Genomic DNA, 17,598 nt, shown 5'->3' on the forward strand with positions numbered 1-17,598 from the left:
TCGTCCACGTCGACCGGGCGGTAGAGGTCGCCGAGGAGTTCGACCCCGTCGTCCATCGGGGTCCGCAGGTCGCGCTGCACGGTGATCTCGTGCGGACCGAGCTGGACGCCCCGCCAGAACCGCTCGTCCATGGCTCGCGTGAACCGTCGGCCTGTCGCGGTCATGCCGCCTCCTCGCGGTCGCCCGTCCGGGGCCGTGGCGGGCTGCCCCGTCCCGTCAATGTACTGCGCAGCGGTGATCGCGGCGATCGCGCTCTCCTCGGGACGTCCCTCGTTCGGGGGAATCCCGCAACGAATCGGCAGGGGAGTAGCTTGCGCTCGACGGCGGTCGTCGCGCCGAGGCGGGAACGTGGGCATGGAACTCGCTGCATCCTCCGGGGGAGGTCTCGGGGTCGCCCTCCTCCCGATCATCGCCTTCGCCGCGGCGTTCGTCGCCGTCGGTGCGGTCGCGTCGCTCGTCGTGTCGTGGCTGACCCCTCCACGTGACGAGGTGCGTCCCGGCACGACCGATCCCGCGACCGTCGGCCTGCTCCCGGTCGGGTACGTCCTCGGGGCCGCGTCGAACCGGTGGCTCCCGGCCGCGGTCGCCGAACTCGCCCTCGCAGGAGCGATCACGTACGAGGATCGACGGTCCGGCATGACTGACGGATCGGCGGGCGACATCCGGCTGGTCTATCGGTCCGACCTGCCCGCGGCCCACGCGCACGGGTCGACGGATGCCGCGGTCGACCTCGTCATCGCCGTGTTCTCGCCGGGACTGACCGGGGAATGCGACGTGGTCGCGCACGGGGCGAGCGTCGCCGCGGACCGGGTCGTCGGCCGGAACGGCGAGCTCATGTGGCTCACTCGCCGGCGGTTCGGGCAGGCGGCCGCCGTGTATCGCGACCCGCGTCCGACCGGGCGCTTCCGCGCCGCGGTCGTCGGCGGCGTGCTCGCGGTGGGCGTCGGCTGGCTCGCCGTCTTCCTCGGTGAGGGGGAGACCGAGGCGCTCGGCTGGATCCCGATGGCGATCGGGGTCGTCGCGCTCGTCGCGCGGGCGCTGATGCCGCGCTGGATCCCGTTGAACGCCGCGGGCCTCGCCTTGCGTACGGCGGCCGTGCGTCGTCGGGAGGAGCTCGCATCGACCGACGTCCGCGATCCCGGGACAGCCGAGGCGGTCCTGCCGTGGGCCGTGCTGTTCGACCAGCGCGAGCTCGTCGCCCGGTGCGCCGAGGTGCTCGGCCTCGGCGACGTCGCGCCCGGGTGGTATTCGAGCGTGGACGGGTACCGGGCCGATCGGGTCGCCTCGTGCCTTGTGGTGGTGTCGGACGCGCTCGTGCAGCCGATCGCCGTCGGGGGCGGCGGCTCGGGCGACGGGCGGTTCGGTGTGCCGCTCACCGAGCAGTACTGGCAGGCCGACCTGCGGGGCGGGTACTTCTGGGACCACTCGAGATTCGGCGGCGTGGCGTACGACGGCGGGGGCGGCGCCGGGTTCGACGGCCTCGGCGGGTTCGACGGCGGTGGCGGGTTCGACGGCGGCGGTGGCGGCGACATGGGCGGCGGTCAGTAGTCCGACGGCTCCGCCGGTCCTCCGAGCTCGAGCCGATCGGATCATCCCGTGACGAACGTCCGGCCGTAGAGCGCCTCGGCGTTCCGCCACGCCACGCCCTCGGCGACGCGCACCGCCTCGGCCTCGGGCCAGCCGTGCTCGTCGACGTAGCCCGCGAGCACGCGAGCCGCGGCATCCCGCCAGAGCCGCGCGCCGAGCAGCACGCGCTCCGGCACGCCCCACGCGTCGGTCGAGAACAGCACGCGCGAGAACGGCGCCAGGTCGAACGCCTCGCGCACGACGGTGTCGGCGTTCGCGCCGAGGAACCCGACCGCGAGCCCGACGTCGAGGACGACGTGCGGGAACACGTGCGCCATCCAGCTCGCCTCGCGCACGTACGGGTGGCAGTGCAGGAACGCGATGCGCCCGCCGGTGCCGGCCGTCGCGGCCACGAGCGCCTGCATCCGGGCGGGATTCGCCTGCTCGAGCACGAGGTCGGCGTCGCCGAACCCGGCGTGCACCTGCAGCACGCGGCCGTGCTCGAGCGTCCACCAGATGAGGTGGCGGATGATCGTGGGCTCGGCGAGGCGGGGCGCGTCGTCTCGGGTGCGCGCATGCCAGGCGGTCGCCGCCGCGAGCACGTCCGCGGCGCTCGGTCGCTCGGGGTCGAGGTCGAGACCGCACCGGTGCGCGGCGATCGTCTTGAATCCGACCGCGGCCTCCGCCGCGCGCTCGAGCGCGGGCGTCAGCCGCGCGACGAAGTCCGCGCCCGACGAGCTCTCGGCCATGACGCCCTCGGCGAGGCGCTCGAGCCGGGCGATGCGGAACGTCGGGGCGGCGGCGAGCCGCGCCATCCGCTCGTCGGGCATGAGCCGGTCGGGGCGGAAGCCGTCGTCGACGAGGTACGCGGCGATGCCCGAGGCGCCCAGCAGCCGACGGGCGACCTCGTCGGCGCCGAGCTCGCGGCGGCGCGCGAGGTAGTCGTCGGCCGGCGCGAACGGGTCGAGCCCCAGCAGGGGAGCGCAGTGCCGGCGGAGCGCGAACCCCTGCTGGCTGTCGAACGCGTCGGCCGGGCTCGGCTGCGCGGCCTGGCTCAGCGCGCCGACGAGCTCGGCGTCGGTCGGATCGGCGAGGAGGCCGTGCACGTGGTGGTCGACGAGCGGCATCGCCCTGATCGCCGCCGCGAGTCGCCCGTGCGCGTCGCCGGCCATGCCGCGATCCTCTCGCGAACGGCCGCGGACCGCGAGCGAGGCGCCCGCGCCGGACCTCGCGCCCTCGCTCGCGCTCGCGACGCCTCAGCCGAGCCGCTTCTCGAACCAGAAGTCGGCGTACGGCTCGCCGTTGAAGTCGGCGATCTCGTCGTACCCGTGCGCGCGGTACATCGCGATCGCCTCGGTGAGCGACCGGTTCGTGTCGAGCCGCACGACGCGCGCGCCGAGCCGCCGCGCGGCGGCCTCGACCTCGCGGAGCAGCCGGCCGCCGAGCCCGAGCCCGCGCACCTCGCGCGAGACCCACATGCGCTTGATCTCCGCGGGCGCCGCAGGGTGCAGCTTGAGCCCGACGCAGCCGACCGGCTCGCCGTGCAGGAACGCGACGAGGAATATGCCGCGCGGCTCGGTGAACCCGTCGTCGGGCGTCTGCCGGGTCACGGCGGGGTCGAACCCGAGGTCGAACCGTTCGGCGAGCTCGGCGTAGTACGCGGCGACGCTGGCGCGGGCGGCGGGCTCGGCCGGGCCGACGACGCGCACCTCGATCGCCGAGGCGGTCATGAGTCGGCGCACCTCGTCCATCGCCTCGAGCAGGCGCGTGCGCTGCCGGTCGGTGAGGGGGTCGAGGATGCCGCCGACGAGCGCGTCGGAGAGCCGGTCGAGCTCGCCGCGCTCGGCGCGGCCGCGGTCGGTGAGGCGCACGACGCGCACGCGCGAGTCGTCGAGCGAGGGCTCGACGCGCACGAGCCCGTCGGCCTCGAGCGCGCGCAGCTGCCGGCTGAGGTACCCCGAGTCGAGGTCGAGGCGGTCGCGCAGGTCGCGCAGTTCGGCTCCGTCGTCGCCGATCTCCCACAGGAGTCGCGACTGCCCGAGCGGTCGCCCGCGGGCGAGGTAGCCGTCGTCGAGCGCGCCGATGCGCTCGGTGACCGTGCGGTTGAAGCTGCGCACCCTGGCGATGGCGTCCATATCTCTGACTCTAGTCAGAGAGTGCCTGGACGGGCGCTTCGCCCTCGGCGAACAGCCCGCCAACGTGCCGATCCGAGGCCGTTCGACGCTGGCACTCTCGTGTCGAGAGTGCTAACCTGAACTCAACGTGAGTCAAGGTGACTCAACTCTGGAACTCCATCGAGAGGAGACGCTCATGGCCATGACCTGGGATCCGTTCCGCGACCTCGACCGCCTCGCGGCCAGCCTCGTCGACACGCGACAGGGCCCGCGGATGATGCCGATCGACCTGCACCGCGACGGCGACCACTACGTCCTGTCCGCCGACCTGCCCGGGGTCGACCCCGGCTCGATCGACATCGACGTCGACGGCCAGCTGCTCACCATCCGCGCCGAGCGCACGCTGCGCAACGACGACGTGCAGTGGCTCGCGCACGAGCGGCCGAGCGGCTCGTTCCTGCGCCAGCTCACCGTCGGCGACGGCATCGACACCGCCGGCATCAGCGCGCACTACGACAACGGCGTGCTCAGCGTGATCATCCCCGTCTCCGAGCGCGCCAAGCCGCGCAAGGTCGAGGTGCGCTCGAGCGCCGAGGAGCCGAAGGAAGTCGCGAGCGGCAGCTGATCCGGCGCCGCCGCCCGGCCGACCCGGTCGCGCGCGGCGGACCGAGACCCATCAGAAGCGGGGCGGATGCGAGGCATCCGCCCCGCTTCGTGCGTTCCGGGACGCGGGTCGCCCCGTTGCCGGGCGGAGCGCGCCATCCGTTCTGCCCGGGATCTGGTCGATCCGAGAAGTTTTTCTGTCGGGGTGTTGACGGAAAAATTCGAGGTTGCGAACCTTGCTGGCATGTCGACGACGACCGGAGTCCACGCCCTCGTGAGGAGGACCCACGAGGAGCGCGTGCTCGCCGCCCTCCGCACCCACGGCGCGATGAGCCGCGGCGAGCTCGCCAAGCGGATCGGGCTCAGCCGGACCACGCTCTCCGAGATCACCGCGAGCCTGCTGCAGCGGGGCGCGATCATCGTCGCCGACACGGATGCCGCGACCCGCGCCGGCAGTGGACGCCCCGCCGAGCGGCTCGCGCTCGACCCCGGGTCCGGGCAGTTCCTCGGCGTCGACTTCGGCCACCGCCGCGTGCACGTCGCCGTCGCGGACGCCGCGCACGAGGTCATCGCCCAGGGCGTCGAGCGCTACGACGACGACACCGCCTGGGCCGACCGGCTCGACCTCGCGTTCGAGCTCATCGACCGCGTCGGCCGCGACGCCGGGGTGCACTTCGGCGCCCTGCAGTCGATCGGCATCGGCGTGCCCGGTCCCTACAACGGCGCCCGCCCCGGCATCCCCGCGGTCGGCTGGAAGAAGCAGCTCGCGCCCGACGGCGTCGACGCGGCCTTCGCCGAGCGGTTCGGCGCCCCGGTCGTCGTCGACAACAACACCCGGCTCGCTGCGCTCGCCGAGGCGATCAACCGGCCGGACGCGGTGGACAACCTCATCTACGTCCGGCTCTCCGACGGCGTCGGCGGCGGACTCGTCGTCAACGGACGGCTCGTCACCGGGTCGCGCGGGTTCGCGGGCGAGCTCGGGCACGTGACCGCCGACGCCGCGGGCGCCCCGTGCCGCTGCGGCAAGCGCGGATGCCTCGAGACCATCGCCTCGGTCCCCGCCATCCTCCGCGCCTGCCGCGCCGCGGGCGCCGACGTCGACACCCTCGCCGACCTGGCCGGGGCGGTGGCGAAGGGCGACCCCGCCGTCGACGCCGTGCTGCGCGAGGTCGGCACGACGGTCGGTCGGGTGCTCGGCGCCGCGGCCATGACGCTGAACCCCCGCGAGGTCGTCATCGGCGGCGAGATCGTGCGCATCGCGCCCGTGCTCGTCGAGCAGGCCGCCGCCACCCTGCGCTACGAGCTCTACTCGATCCCCTCCGACCAGCCGCACATCCTGCGCCCGGCGCAGCTGCGCGACAGCGACGGCGCGCTCGGCGCCATCGCCGCGATCTTCCACCAGTCCCCACTCCTCGCCGGATACCCCGACCCCGCGGCATCCGCCGAACTCGCACCGCAGCAAAGGAGCGCACTGTGAACGCCTCATCCCGCCTCGGCGCCGGGGGTCGGCCATGACCCAGGTGCACCCACGGAACGCGCCGTCCCGCGCGGACATCCAGCCCTTCACGATGACCTCGACCGCCGTCCACGAGAACCTGCCCGCCGACGGGCCGCGTCCGGCCGGGCGGCGCACGCGCCGCAAGCTCGGCACCCGCGCCAAGCTCCTCCTCCTCAACGCCGTCTCGATCATCGGCGGCATCGCGATCTGGTGGCTGCTCGCGCTGAACGGCTTCCAGCTGCCGACGCCGCCCGAGGTCGTGCAGAAGGCGGTCCAGCTCTGGAACGCCGGCATCCTCCAGGAGGACATCCTCGCGAGCCTCGGCCGCGTGCTCGCCGGCTTCCTGCTCGGCTCGGCCGCGGCCATCCCCGTCGGATTCCTCATGGGCTGGTACACGGTCGCCCGAGGGCTCTTCGAACCGTGGATCCAGTTCTTCCGCACCATCCCGCCGCTCGCGCTGCTGCCGCTCGTGCTCGTGCTGCTCGGCATCGGCGAGATCCCGAAGGTCGTCGTGATCTTCCTCGCGGCCTTCCTCGCCTGCGTCATCTCGACGTACCAGGGCGTGGTGAGCGTCGACCGCACGCTGATCAACGCGGCTCGCGTGCTCGGTGCGAAGGACGGCACGATCTTCGCCCGCGTGGTGGTCCCCGCGTCGACCCCGTTCATCCTCGTCGGGATGCGCGTCGGCCTCGGCTCCGCGTGGGCCACGCTCGTCGCCGCCGAGCTGCTGGCCGCGCAGGCCGGCCTCGGGCGACGGATGCAGGAGGCGCAGATCTACTACGACCTGGCGACCATCTTCGTGGGCATCGTCCTGATCGGCATCCTCGGCCTGGTCATGGACCGCCTGCTCCTCTTCGCCGAGACCAAGCTGACCGGATGGCAGGAACGACGATGACCACCACGACCACCGACGCCAAGATCTCCGTCCGCGACGTCACCAAGACCTTCCCGCTGAAGGGCGAGGAGTTCACCGCCCTCGACCGCGTCTCGATCGACATCGCCGACAACGAGTTCGTCACCGTCGTCGGACCCTCGGGCTGCGGCAAGTCGACCCTCATGAACGTGCTCGCCGGCCTCGAGACGCCCACCTCGGGCGAGGCGCTGGTCGACGGACGCGCGGTCTCCGGGCCCGGCCCCGAGCGCGGCGTCATCTTCCAGCAGTACGCCCTGTTCCCGTGGCTCTCGGTCCGCAGGAACGTGGAGTTCGGGCTCAAGGTGAACGGCGTGCCGAAGGCGCAGCGCCGCGAGCGTGCCGACCACTTCATCGAGATGGTCGGGCTGCAGCAGTTCGCCGACGCCCTCCCGAAGATGCTCTCCGGCGGCATGAAGCAGCGGTGCGCCATCGCCCGCGCCTACGCCGTCGACCCCTCGATCCTGCTGATGGACGAACCGTTCGGCGCCCTCGACGCCCTCACGCGCGTGAAGCTGCAGGAGCAGCTGCTCGACACGTGGAGCCGCGAGAAGCGGACGGTCATGTTCATCACGCACGACGTCGACGAGGCCGTGTTCCTCGCCAACCGGGTGGTCGTCATGGCCGCCCGGCCCGGCCGGATCTACGAGGTCATCGACGTCGACCTGCCGTACCCCCGTACGGAGGACGTGCGCCTGAGCCCCGAGTTCGGGGAACTGCGCAACCGCGTCTGGCACGCGGTGTACCACCAGGAGCCCGGCGTCGTCGCCGGGGGCGCGTCGCACTGACGCGGCGCCGTTCCGTCCATCACCCACCCAGCACCGAAATCACCGAACCCCGATGAAGGGAAGCACAGCCATGCGATTCTCCAGGAAGCTCCTCGGCGCGGCCGCCGTCGGCGCCGCCGTCGCCCTCCTCGCCACCGGATGCGCCGCCGACTCCGGCGGTGGCGCCTCGGCCGCCGCGGACAGCGAGTACGACGACGTCCTGAAGGTGAACTTCGGGTACATCCCCGACTTCAACGGCACGAGCCTGCTGGCCGTCGCCGCCGACCAGGGCTACTGGGCGAAGTACGGCCTCGAGGTCGAGACGCCGTCGTTCACCAACGGCCCGCTGCAGATCCAGGCGCTCGGCACGGGCGACCTCGACTTCGGCTACATCGGGCCGGGCGCCTTCTGGCTGCCGGCGACCGGCGAGGCGAAGATCGTCGCGATGAACACCCTCGGCCAGTCCGACCGCGTCGTCGGCCAGCCGGGCATCGAGTCGATGGAGGACCTGCGCGGCAAGACCGTCGCCGTTCCCGAGGGCACCTCGGGCGACATGATCCTCACGCTCGCGCTCGACGAGGCGGGCATGACCAAGGACGACGTCGAGCTGGTGCCGATGGAGCCGTCGGCGATCGTCTCGGCGCTGGCCTCGGGCCAGGTCGACGGCGCCGGGTTCTGGTACCCCGCCCTCGCGACCGTCAAGGAGCAGGTGCCCGACCTCGTCGAGATCGCCCAGAACTCCGACTTCGAGGACACGGTCGCGTTCCCGACCGCCTTCGTCGCCGGCAACGACGTCGTCGAGAACGAGCCCGAGAAGGTCGAGCGCGTGCTGAAGGCGCTGCGCGACGCCATCACGTTCCGCTACGAGAACCCCGACGAGGCCATCGCCCTCACCGCCGCGTACAACGCGCTCGACGAGGACGCCGTGGCCGCGGACGCCGCGAACAACAAGGTGCTCTCGCTCGACGAGCTCGACACCCTCACCGAGGACGGCACGGTCGACTCGTGGCTGACCGGCATGGTCGACTACTTCGTCGGCTCCGGGAAGCTCGACAGCGCGGTCGACACCTCGTTCTACACCGGCGACCTGTTCGTGCAGGCAGGCGAGTAGTCCAGCCATGAAGCCGAGCAACATCCTCTTCCTCATGACCGACCAGCACCGGGCGGACACGCTCGGGGCGTACGGCAACGCGACGGCCGCGACGCCGGTGCTCGACGAGCTGGCCCGCACGGGCACGCGGTTCGACCGCTGGTACACGCCGACCGCGATCTGCACGCCGGCTCGCGCGAGCCTGCTGACCGGCCAGGCCCCCTTCCGCCACCGCGTGCTCGCCAACCACGAGCGCAACGTGGGCTACCTCGAGGACCTCGCCGAGGGCACCTTCACCTTCGTGGAGGCGCTGCGCGAGAAGGGCTACAACACGGGGCTCGTGGGCAAGTGGCACGCCGGGACGGAGAGGGACGCCGCGGACTTCGGGTTCGACGGCCCCGACCTGCCCGGCTGGCACAACCCGGTCGAGAACGAGGACTACCTCGGCTTCCTGGCGGAGCGCGGCCTGCCGCCGTACGCGATCAGCGACCGCATCCGCGGCACCCTGCCGAACGGTGGGCCGGGCAACCTGCTGGCTGCCCGGCTCCACCAGCCGGTGGAGGCGACCTTCGAGTACTACCTGGCGACGCGCACCATCGAACTGCTCGAGCGCTACGCCGCCGACGCCGACCGCGACGACCGTCCGTTCTTCCTCGAGCTCAACTTCTTCGGACCGCACCTGCCGTACATCGTCCCCGACGAGTACTTCGACCGGTTCGACCCGGCCGAGGTCGAGCTGCCCCGCTCGATCGCCGAGACCTTCGAGGGAAAGCCCCCCGTGCAGCGCAACTACAGCGCGCACTGGACGTTCGACACCATGCCGATCGAGGTGACGCGCAAGCTCATCGCGGTCTACTGGGGCTACGTCGCCCTCATCGACGAGCAGATCGGCCGCGTCATGGAGGCGGTCGAGCGCCTCGGCCTCGTGGACGACACCGCCGTGTTCTTCACCTGCGACCACGGCGAGTTCACCGGGTCGCACCGCCTGCACGACAAGGGGCCGGCGATGTACGAGGACATCTACCGCACCCCGGGCATCCTCCGGATCCCCGGCGGCCCCGCCGGTCAGGTCCGCACCGAGTTCGTCAGCCTGCTCGACTGCACGGCGACGATCCTCGAGCTCGCCGGCATCGACCCGGCGCCGGCCGTCGACTCCCGCAGCCTGGTGCCGCTCGCCGCGGGCGAGCACCCCGAATGGGCCGACGACATCGTGTGCGAGTTCCACGGCCACCACTTCCCGTACCCGCAGCGGATGCTCCGCAACGACCGGTACAAGCTCGTCGTGAACCCCGACTCGGTCAACGAGCTGTACGACCTCGAACGCGACCCCGACGAACTGCGGAACGTCTACGAGCACCCCGAGATGAGCCCGGTCCGGAACACGATGATGCAGCGCCTCTACGGGCTGCTCCGCGACCGCGGCGACAACTTCTACCACTGGATGACGACGATGTACGACGTCGGCGAGGTCGACTACGACCCGACGCAGAGCGGGCTCGACGAGACGACGTACCAGGCGGTCGAGCCCGAGCGGAGGACCGCCTGATGTCCGGGCGCCGTCCGAACGTGGTCATGATCCTGACCGACGACCACGGGTCGCAGGCGATCGGCGCCTACGGGTCGGTGCTGAACGCGACGCCGCGCATCGACGAGATCGCGGAGCACGGATGGCGCTTCGACAACTGCTTCGCCACGAACGCGCTCTGCTCGCCGAGCCGCGCCTCGATCCTCACCGGCACCTACAGCCACGTCAACGGCGTCTCGACGCTCGTGACGCCCATCGACGCGAGCCAGCCGACCTTCGTCTCGCAGCTGAGGGCCGCGGGCTACCGCACGGCGATGGTCGGCAAGTGGCACATGGGCGAGCACGAGGGGTCGACGCCGCAGGGCTTCGACTACTGGGACATCCTCGTGGGCCACGACGGCCAGGGGGAGTACTGGGACCCGCTGTTCCGCTCGGCCGAGGGGGAGCGCATCGTCGAGGGCTACGCGACCGACCGCATCACCGACCTCGCGCTCGACTGGCTCGACTCGCTCGAGGGCGACGACCCGTGGTGCGTGCTGATCTACCACAAGGCCCCCCACCGGCCGTGGGAGCCGAAGCCCGAGGACGCCGAGCGCTTCCGCGACCGCGTCCCCGTGCCCTCGACGTTCTGGGACGACTACGACACCCGTTCGTCGTCGACGCGGCGCGCGCTCGTGCGCCTCGCGGAGAACCTGAACGAGGAGGACCTCAAGGTCGCGCCGCCCGAGGGGCTGTCGTACGAGGAGCTCGCGCTCTGGAAGTACCAGCGGTTCATGGAGGACTACCTCGCCTGCGTCGCCTCGGTCGACGACAACGTGGGCCGGGTCATCGACCGCCTGCGCGAGCGCGGCGAGTTCGACGACACCCTGCTCATGTACGCGAGCGACCAGGGCTTCTTCCTCGGCGAGCACGGCTGGTTCGACAAGCGGTTCATGTACGAGGAGTCGCTGCGGATGCCGATGCTGCTGAGCTACCCGCGCGTGCTCGAGGCCGGTCGGGTGTTCGACGGCATCGTCACGAACGTCGACTTCGCGCAGACGCTGCTGGATGCCGCGGGCGCGCCGTCGCACGAGCGCATGCAGGGCCGCAGCTTCTGGCCCGACCTCGTCGGCGAGCCGGCGGCGCCGCCCGCCGATGGCATGTACTACCGGTACTGGGAGCACGACGACGCCTTCCACAAGGCGCCCGCGCACTACGGCTACCGCACGCACCGGTACAAGCTCATCTACTTCTACAACGACGGACTCGGGCTGCCCGGCACCGGGCCGTTCACGTACCCGCCGGAGTGGGAGCTCTACGACCTCGAGCGCGACCCCGAGGAGCTGCGCAACGTCGCCCACGACCCCGCGTACCGCGAGGTGCGCGAGCAGCTCGAGCGAGCGATGTGGCTCGAGCAGGCCCGGCTCGGCGACGAGCCGCACCCGAGCCAGTCGCGACCGGCCGGCCTGCCTCAGGCGTCGGCCGACGCGGCCTGAGGTACCTCAGGCCGATCCGAGGCGCCTCGGCGCCCGAAGATAGGGCACCCTCCCGATCCGGCGTGCCCACCTCAGCGAGGAATCTGGATGCAGGTGGTCAGCCACCGGCACACGAAGGGAACGGGATCATGGACCTCGCACACGGCTTCCTCGCACAGCAGATCACGACGCACGACCAGCGTCTCGCCGAGTCCGTCGCCGAGCGCCGCGTCCGGGCGCGGGCGCGGGCGGCGGAGCGCACCGCCGGCCCCGCGCCGACCCGCCGGCCGTCCGTCGGCCTGGGGCTGCGCGAGCGCCTGCACCTCGGATACCTGCGCGGCGCGCACTGAACGCGTCGTCGCGGCGACGCGCGCAGCGCACGGAACGAGCGACGGGCCCGCCCCCGGGAAGGGGACGGGCCCGTCGTGTCATCCGTTCCGGATGGGTGCGGCCTCAGCTCACGGGTTGACGACGTGGACCGTCATCGTGCCGCCCGTGGTCTGCGAGGTCACGGTGACCTCGACGCCGTGGCCGGCGACGATCACGCCGCCGAGCGGGTTCGACGAGTGGAAGAACGCGTTCGGGTCGGCGTCCGAGAAGGTCGCCGTCTGCTGCGTCGTCCCGTCCGAACCGGTGGCGCCGATGTAGTCCACCTTCTGGCTCTTGCCCTTGCCGACCAGGACCTCCTTGTGCAGGGTCACCGCGTCGATGGTCTGCAGGCCGAAGGTGGCGTCGTACGGCTGGCGGCGGTTGCTCGGCGCCGAGCCGTCGGCGTAGGTGAACTTGGCCGCGTGCGAGTCCACCGGCAGCGCGAGGCCGTGGCCCTGGTGCTCGATGGTGTTGTTGTCGCCGTAGGCCTCGTCGATCGCCCAGACGAGCATGCCGTCCTGGAACGGGAAGTGCTCGACGTGGTCGGGCATCGTGTAGCCGCGGTCGAACTGGTACGGGCCGTGCTCGAGCGTGGCGTCGTAGCCGACGTAGGTACGGTTCTCGACGAGGTAGTAGCGGTCGCCGATGCTCGTCTCGGTGCCGGTGCTGCGCTTGAAGCCGCCGCCGGCGGCCGTCCAGCCGTTGTCACCCGACTCGACCTTGTCGGTGAGCAGCGTGGTGCCGCCGCTCTTGACCACGATGTCGTCGATGAACGCGCCGGCGTAGTGCACGCCGCCGTCGGTCTGGTAGCGGAATCGGAACTGCACCTCGGCGCCGCCGGGGACGCTGTATCGCAGGGTCGACCAGCGGCCGTTCGACGAGCCGTCCAGCGGCTGGCCGATCTGGGTCCAGTTGGCGCCGCCGTCCGTCGAGTACTCGCCGTACAGGTAGTCGTAGCCGGCCTCGATGTCGTACCAGGCCTTGGCCGTGACGGTCGCCGAGCTCACGCCGGTGAGGTCGAGCGTGCGCGTCAGGGTCGTGTTCAGGTCGTCGGCGCTGCCGGTCCACCAGGCGTTCGCGCCCGAGTAGGGCGTCGTGTACTCGGTGGTGATGCCGGAGTCGGGCACGTCGATGACGAGCGCCTGCTCCTGGCCGACGGACTGCAGCGCGGCCGGGCTCAGCGTGTAGTCGCCGGACTCGCCCTCGCTCACGACCGCGTAGTCGAGCCAGCCGAGCTGGAGCTTCTCCCACGGGCCCATGTAGTTCGGCTTGGTGCCGATGTCGTCGCCGCCCTCGCCGAGCCACGAGCCGCTCGACATGAGGGTCCAGAAGCCCGTCGAGTTCTCGCCGCCGGCGGTGTCGTAGAAGTCGGGCAGGCCGAGGTCGTGCGCGTACTCGTGGGCGAACACGCCGAGCCCGCCGTTCTCGGGCTCGACCGTGTAGTCGCCGATCCAGAAGCCGGTGTCGCCGATCTGCGCGCCGCCGTACTTGACCTGGGTGCCGCCGACGGTCGGACCGGTCTTGCCGAAGTCGGTCGAGTTCACGTACCAGCGGTGCGACCAGATCGCGTCGTCGCCCTGGAGGCCGCCGCCGGCGTCCTCGCCCTCGCCGGCGTGCACGGCCTGGAAGTGGTCGAGGTAGCCGTCGGGCTCGTCGAAGTCGCCGTCGCCGTCGTAGTCGTAGCGGTCCCACACGTCGAAGCTCGCGAGCTCGGCCTCGATCTCGGCCAGGCTCTTGCCGGCCGCGACCTGCGCGTCGTACCACGCGTTGCCGGAGTCCTCGATGAACTGCCAGGCCCCGCCGTAGTCCTCGACGGAGTTGTCGCCGTAGGTCGACGCGTTGCCGGGCACCTGCACCCAGTCGCTGACCTCGCCGGAGACCGTGTAGTTGCCGGAGGACTGCTTCGAGTAGAAGTCCGCGAACGACTCGCCCGGGCCGAAGAAGAGGTCGTCGTAGTACGCCTGGTCGAAGTCACTGCGCCAGTGCGTGCTGTTGTTGACCGTGCGGTCGGGCTCGGGGATCTGGTTGTGCAGCGGGCCGGGCTCGGTGCCGAGCTTGCCGCTGCCCTGGTCGCCGAACTCGGAGAGGATCGTGAACACCTGGCCGGTGCCTGTGACGGCGGCCTGGTAGTACTTGTCGTCGGCGAGCTGGACGGTGCCGTCCTCGCCGGGCGCGGCCTGGCCCGACAGGATGAGGCGCTGCGCGGCCTTGCGGCGCTCGTTCTGCCGTTCCGTGAGCGGGCCGGGTCGGTTGTCGGGTCGGGCCTCGGCCGCTCGCGCCTCGGCCGAGGGTGAATCGTTGGCGGGGGCGGCGATCGCGGCCGGTCCGAATGCGGCTCCGGCGACCATCGTCGCGCTCGCTGCGGCGACAGCGAGCAATCCGCGCGTGCGTGACGTCACGTGCTCTCCTTACAGGGAATTCGCCCGGGATTCCCGGGCAAGTGAGAGGGACGCTAACACGCACCCCCGGACGGGGGGAAGAGTGCCGAAGGGTCTTGACGAAGCCTCATCAATCGCGCATGGGTCCGTCGCAGCATCGCCGCCCCAGCGACGTGAGGTCGCACGAACCGCGGGTGCGGTGCACGCGGACGTCGATTCGTGCGACCTCGGGCGTGATCGCCGAATGCGGTCAGGCGACGCGCCGCGTTCCGACGAGGCCGCGGAGCGCTTCCGCGAGGGCGGTCGTCGGGCGGCCGATCAGGCGCGAGAGCGTGCCGTCCGAGTCGGCGAGGTCGCCGCGCGCGATGCCGGCGTCGATCGCGGCGACGAAGCCCGCGGTCCCCTCGTCCAGGCCGGCCGCGACGAGGGATGCCTCGCGCTCGGCGGGCGTCTGGTCGACGAATGCGACGTCGCGGTCGAGCACCTCGGATGCCGCGGCGGCGAGCTCCGCGAACGTCCACGGCGCATCGCCGCCCAGCTCGTACACCTCGCCGACGTGGCCCTCCTCGAGGAGCACGACCGCGGCGGCCTCGGCGTAGTCGCGGCGCGGCGCGGACGCGACCCGGCCGGCTCCCGTCGCGGCGGCGATGACGCCCGTCTCGGCCGCGCGCTCGACGTCCGGTGCGTAGTTCTCGGTGTACCAGTTGTTGCGCAGGATCACCGCGGGCACGCCCGCCTCGGCGATGACCGCCTCGGTGCCCCGGTGCTCGGGCATCAGCACGAGCTCGCTGGTGTCGGCCTTCGGGCCGCTCGTGTACGCGAGCTTCGCGACACCGGCCGCCGCGGCCGCCTCGATCACGTTGCGGTGCTGCGCGACGCGCTCGCCGAACTCGGTGCCCGACACGAGCAGCATCGCGTGCACGCCCTCGAGGGCCGGGGCGATCGTCTCGGGGCGCGCGTAGTCGAGCTCGACGGTGCGGATGCCGCGGGCGGCGAGGTCGGCGAGCTTCGACGTGTCGCGGGCGGCGGCGACCAGGTCGGACGCGGCGGCGCCGCGCTCGAGCAGCGACTCGACGACGAGGCGGCCGAGGTGGCCGGATGCGGCGGTGACGAGGATGGTCATGGTGGGAATCCCTTCCGATTCGGTACACCGGGCCCAACCCGAGCGTCGTCCGATATCTTCCATTTCATCGGTACCCACTTTGAAGTAAGGTACCCACATGGTGGTAAGTCTTGCGCAGATCCGGGAGACCTCGGGCGAGGTCTTCACCGACGGCTGCCCGACCCGGGTGGTGCTCGACCACGTCATGAGCAAGTGGGGCGTGCTCGTGCTCCTCGCGCTCACCGACGGCACGCTCCGATGGGGCGAACTGCGACGCGAGGTCGAGGGCATCAGCGAGAAGATGCTCGCCTCGACGCTCCGGACGCTCGAGGCCGACGGGCTCGTCTCCCGCACGAGCCATCCCGAGGTGCCGCCGCGCGTCGAGTACGCCCTCACCGACCTGGGTCGCGGGCTCATGGACCGGATGCTCCCGCTGGTGGAGTGGATCGCCGGGCACGCGGACGGGATCGTCGCGCGGTGACGGATGCCACCCGGATGCGGGTCAGCGCGGGGATTGCCCGCCGCCCTCGACGGTCGTAGCGTCTCGCTCAGCAGCATCCGTCGCCGATGATCGGGGGATCACATGGCCGCATCCGCACTGCCGCCGAGCGGCGAACGTCCCGGAGACCGCGCCGGCACGGCGGCGAAGACGTGCGACGCGCGAGGCATGATCGAGATCCATCGGATGTTCCGGGCCGAGTTCGCCGAGGGCCCCGAACTCGTCGGGCGCGTGGCCGAGGGCGACTCCGCGCACGCGGACGTCGTCGGCGACCACCTGTCGCTCATCTCCGGCAGCCTCCACGCGCATCACGAGTTCGAGGACGCCAACCTCTGGGACACGCTCGACGAGCGCGCGCCCGCGTGCGCCGCCCACGTCGACCGGATGAAGGAGCAGCACGCCGCGATGCTCGTGCACCTGCGCGAGCTCGACGCCGCGCTCCCCGACTTCCGGGCGCACGGCCGGGCGCGCGACGCGGTGCCCGTGCTCGCCGCCCTGCACGGCATCAACGAGGCGCTCGCCGTCCACCTCCCCGATGAGGAGGCCAACATCGTGCCGGTGATGGAGACCGTGCTCACGCAGAAGGAGGTGGATGCCGCCGGCGAGCACGGGCGGAAGTCCACCCCCAAGGGCAAGACGTGGCAGCAGCTCGGCGCCATCCTCGCCGCGCAGCCCGACGGTGGGAACGAGTGGCTGCGCGAGCACATGCCCGTGCCGGGGCGGATCGCCTGGCGGCTCGTCGGCCGTCGCGACTACGCGGCGAACCGTGCGGCGCTGACCGGGGAGCCGCGCGCCTGACGCGCGTGCGCCGCCGCCCGGCGGCGTCAGCCCGCCCACGGGTCAGTCCGCGGGCGCGCCCCGTTCGACCCGCGTCGACACGGCCCCGCCATCCGGGGCCGCCTCCGCCTCGACGACGTCCCCGACGGCGAGGCGGTGCGGGCCGGACGCCTCCAGCTCGGGGACGATCCGGATGCCGAACCAGGTCGCACCGTCCCACTTGCGGTGCCGGGCGAGGGTGCGGATCGGTTCCTTCCCTCGCTCCAGCGTGGTGGGGTCGACCAGCGTCATCGCGCACCGGTCGCAGGCCTCGGTCACCCGGAACCGGATGCCGCCGAGGCGAACGTGGCTCCAGGCGTCCTCGGCGAACGGCTCGTCGCCGTCGACGACCACGTTCGGGCGGAACCGCACGACGTCCAGCGGCGCGACGTCGTCGGGCGTCCAGGCGTCGAGCTGCGCGAGCGACGCCTCGCTCGCGAGCAGGAGGGGTCCGGCGTCCGCGAGCGTCAGCCCCTCGCCCGGGAGCCCGCCGTGCGCGGGGTTCACGGGCCGGCGCAGCGGATCGGGCTGCCAGACGAGCCGGAGCGGGGTGCGCAGGCGCGCGCTCAGCCAGGCGTCCGCCTCCTCGCCGGCCGGCAGTGCCTCGCGCTGGCGCGAGTGCCCGACGGCGACGGGCGTCGCGTCGAACGGCACGTCGACGCGCAGCGGCTCGGGGTCGCCGGGTGCCGCGAGGAGCAGGCTCCCGTCGGCGAGCGGCTCCGCGGTGAGGCCGAGCAGCGCGTTCCGCTCGCGCGCGGTCACCGGCGTGCCGTCCGGATCGACGACGCCCCAGCGCCGGTCGCCCTCGAGCCCCCACGGCCGCACGAGCGCCGAGGTCACGTCCCGGCCCGCGAACGACTTCACCGGGTAGACGCGGAGCCGGGTCACCTGCATCCCGCCACGCTAG

Annotated in this window: 16 protein-coding genes; 11 read left to right on the top strand and 5 right to left on the bottom strand. The window is 72.1% G+C overall.

All coding sequences use genetic code 11. The annotated features are described in order from the left end of the window. Positions 1-354 precede the first annotated feature (354 nt). Positions 355-1,548: a hypothetical protein gene (locus tag ABME01_RS01565; RefSeq protein WP_353826608.1), complete on the top strand. Its 1,194-nt coding sequence runs from the start codon at positions 355-357 to the stop codon at positions 1,546-1,548. A gap of 41 nt (positions 1,549-1,589) precedes the next feature. Here the strand turns inward: ABME01_RS01565 and ABME01_RS01570 are convergent, their stop codons facing one another. Together ABME01_RS01570 and ABME01_RS01575 are read right to left on the bottom strand one after the other, a co-directional pair. Further along, on the bottom strand, positions 1,590-2,738 hold the full coding sequence (locus ABME01_RS01570; protein WP_353826609.1) for an amidohydrolase family protein: 1,149 nt from the start codon (positions 2,736-2,738) through the stop codon (positions 1,590-1,592). Positions 2,739-2,822: 84 nt separating this feature from the next. Beyond that, entirely contained in the window at positions 2,823-3,701 is an 879-nt protein-coding gene (locus tag ABME01_RS01575; RefSeq protein ID WP_353826610.1) for a bifunctional helix-turn-helix transcriptional regulator/GNAT family N-acetyltransferase, read from the bottom strand. Positions 3,702-3,876: 175 nt separating this feature from the next. On the opposite strand from ABME01_RS01575, the gene ABME01_RS01580 reads away from it, so the two are divergent. The 8 genes from ABME01_RS01580 to ABME01_RS01615 all read left to right on the top strand — a co-directional run bounded on the left by ABME01_RS01580 (position 3,877) and on the right by ABME01_RS01615 (position 11,877). Then, entirely contained in the window at positions 3,877-4,305 is a 429-nt protein-coding gene (locus ABME01_RS01580) for an Hsp20/alpha crystallin family protein (RefSeq protein WP_353826611.1), read from the top strand. Positions 4,306-4,527: 222 nt separating this feature from the next. After that, positions 4,528-5,760, top strand: coding sequence for an ROK family transcriptional regulator (locus ABME01_RS01585; RefSeq protein WP_353826612.1), 1,233 nt, complete (start codon positions 4,528-4,530; stop codon positions 5,758-5,760). A gap of 34 nt (positions 5,761-5,794) precedes the next feature. Next, positions 5,795-6,676, top strand: a complete 882-nt coding sequence (locus tag ABME01_RS01590; RefSeq protein WP_353826613.1) for an ABC transporter permease — start codon at positions 5,795-5,797, stop codon at positions 6,674-6,676. Then, on the top strand, positions 6,673-7,479 hold the full coding sequence (locus ABME01_RS01595; protein WP_353826614.1) for an ABC transporter ATP-binding protein: 807 nt from the start codon (positions 6,673-6,675) through the stop codon (positions 7,477-7,479). The genes ABME01_RS01590 and ABME01_RS01595 overlap by 4 nt, the downstream gene beginning before the upstream one ends. A 70-nt stretch (positions 7,480-7,549) precedes the next feature. Next, positions 7,550-8,569, top strand: a complete 1,020-nt coding sequence (locus tag ABME01_RS01600; RefSeq protein ID WP_353826615.1) for an aliphatic sulfonate ABC transporter substrate-binding protein — start codon at positions 7,550-7,552, stop codon at positions 8,567-8,569. A 7-nt stretch (positions 8,570-8,576) separates the two neighbouring features. After that, the gene (locus ABME01_RS01605) at positions 8,577-10,094 is read left to right on the top strand and encodes a sulfatase family protein (protein ID WP_353826616.1); all 1,518 of its coding nucleotides are present in this window, start codon (positions 8,577-8,579) and stop codon (positions 10,092-10,094) included. Further along, positions 10,094-11,548: a sulfatase family protein gene (locus tag ABME01_RS01610; protein WP_353826617.1), complete on the top strand. Its 1,455-nt coding sequence runs from the start codon at positions 10,094-10,096 to the stop codon at positions 11,546-11,548. The genes ABME01_RS01605 and ABME01_RS01610 overlap by 1 nt, the downstream gene beginning before the upstream one ends. A 128-nt stretch (positions 11,549-11,676) precedes the next feature. Next, positions 11,677-11,877: a hypothetical protein gene (locus ABME01_RS01615; RefSeq protein ID WP_353826618.1), complete on the top strand. Its 201-nt coding sequence runs from the start codon at positions 11,677-11,679 to the stop codon at positions 11,875-11,877. 108 nt (positions 11,878-11,985) lie between these two features. Here the strand turns inward: ABME01_RS01615 and ABME01_RS01620 are convergent, their stop codons facing one another. After that, positions 11,986-14,295: an immune inhibitor A domain-containing protein gene (locus ABME01_RS01620; RefSeq protein WP_353826619.1), complete on the bottom strand. Its 2,310-nt coding sequence runs from the start codon at positions 14,293-14,295 to the stop codon at positions 11,986-11,988. Between the two features lie 229 nt (positions 14,296-14,524). Beyond that, positions 14,525-15,397 (bottom strand): SDR family oxidoreductase, encoded by an 873-nt coding sequence (locus tag ABME01_RS01625; RefSeq protein ID WP_353826620.1) that lies wholly within the window; start codon positions 15,395-15,397, stop codon positions 14,525-14,527. 97 nt (positions 15,398-15,494) lie between these two features. Here ABME01_RS01625 and ABME01_RS01630 point away from each other — a divergent pair, with 97 nt between their 5' ends. Together ABME01_RS01630 and ABME01_RS01635 are read left to right on the top strand one after the other, a co-directional pair. Continuing rightward, a complete protein-coding gene (locus tag ABME01_RS01630) occupies positions 15,495-15,857 on the top strand; it encodes a winged helix-turn-helix transcriptional regulator (RefSeq protein ID WP_353826621.1) in 363 nt (120 codons plus the stop codon). Positions 15,858-16,043: 186 nt separating this feature from the next. Continuing rightward, positions 16,044-16,673 carry a hemerythrin domain-containing protein gene (locus ABME01_RS01635; RefSeq protein WP_353826622.1) on the top strand — a complete coding sequence of 210 codons (630 nt, stop codon included), beginning with the start codon at positions 16,044-16,046 and terminating at the stop codon, positions 16,671-16,673. Positions 16,674-16,715: 42 nt separating this feature from the next. Here ABME01_RS01635 and ABME01_RS01640 read toward each other — a convergent pair whose 3' ends face one another. Then, complete coding sequence (locus ABME01_RS01640) at positions 16,716-17,585, bottom strand: MOSC domain-containing protein (RefSeq protein ID WP_353826623.1); 870 nt, start codon at positions 17,583-17,585, stop codon at positions 16,716-16,718. Positions 17,586-17,598 lie beyond the last annotated feature (13 nt).

The sequence above is a fragment of the Agromyces litoreus genome (assembly GCF_040496015.1).
GTDB classification, from domain to species: domain Bacteria; phylum Actinomycetota; class Actinomycetes; order Actinomycetales; family Microbacteriaceae; genus Agromyces; species Agromyces litoreus.

Bases quoted from the DNA above. Each gene is read 5' to 3' on its own strand.
- ABME01_RS01565 (WP_353826608.1), top strand. From the start codon at position 355: ATGGAACTCGCTGCATCCTCCGGGGGAGGTCTCGGGGTCGCCCTCCTC.
- ABME01_RS01615 (WP_353826618.1), top strand. From the start codon at position 11,677: ATGGACCTCGCACACGGCTTCCTCGCACAGCAGATCACGACGCACGAC.
- ABME01_RS01635 (WP_353826622.1), top strand. From the start codon at position 16,044: ATGATCGAGATCCATCGGATGTTCCGGGCCGAGTTCGCCGAGGGCCCC.
- ABME01_RS01630 (WP_353826621.1), top strand. From the start codon at position 15,495: ATGGTGGTAAGTCTTGCGCAGATCCGGGAGACCTCGGGCGAGGTCTTC.
- ABME01_RS01625 (WP_353826620.1), bottom strand. From the start codon at position 15,397: ATGACCATCCTCGTCACCGCCGCATCCGGCCACCTCGGCCGCCTCGTC.
- ABME01_RS01605 (WP_353826616.1), top strand. From the start codon at position 8,577: ATGAAGCCGAGCAACATCCTCTTCCTCATGACCGACCAGCACCGGGCG.
- ABME01_RS01580 (WP_353826611.1), top strand. From the start codon at position 3,877: ATGGCCATGACCTGGGATCCGTTCCGCGACCTCGACCGCCTCGCGGCC.
- ABME01_RS01600 (WP_353826615.1), top strand. From the start codon at position 7,550: ATGCGATTCTCCAGGAAGCTCCTCGGCGCGGCCGCCGTCGGCGCCGCC.
- ABME01_RS01590 (WP_353826613.1), top strand. From the start codon at position 5,795: ATGACCCAGGTGCACCCACGGAACGCGCCGTCCCGCGCGGACATCCAG.
- ABME01_RS01640 (WP_353826623.1), bottom strand. From the start codon at position 17,585: ATGCAGGTGACCCGGCTCCGCGTCTACCCGGTGAAGTCGTTCGCGGGC.
- ABME01_RS01610 (WP_353826617.1), top strand. From the start codon at position 10,094: ATGTCCGGGCGCCGTCCGAACGTGGTCATGATCCTGACCGACGACCAC.
- ABME01_RS01595 (WP_353826614.1), top strand. From the start codon at position 6,673: ATGACCACCACGACCACCGACGCCAAGATCTCCGTCCGCGACGTCACC.
- ABME01_RS01585 (WP_353826612.1), top strand. From the start codon at position 4,528: ATGTCGACGACGACCGGAGTCCACGCCCTCGTGAGGAGGACCCACGAG.
- ABME01_RS01575 (WP_353826610.1), bottom strand. From the start codon at position 3,701: ATGGACGCCATCGCCAGGGTGCGCAGCTTCAACCGCACGGTCACCGAG.
- ABME01_RS01570 (WP_353826609.1), bottom strand. From the start codon at position 2,738: ATGGCCGGCGACGCGCACGGGCGACTCGCGGCGGCGATCAGGGCGATG.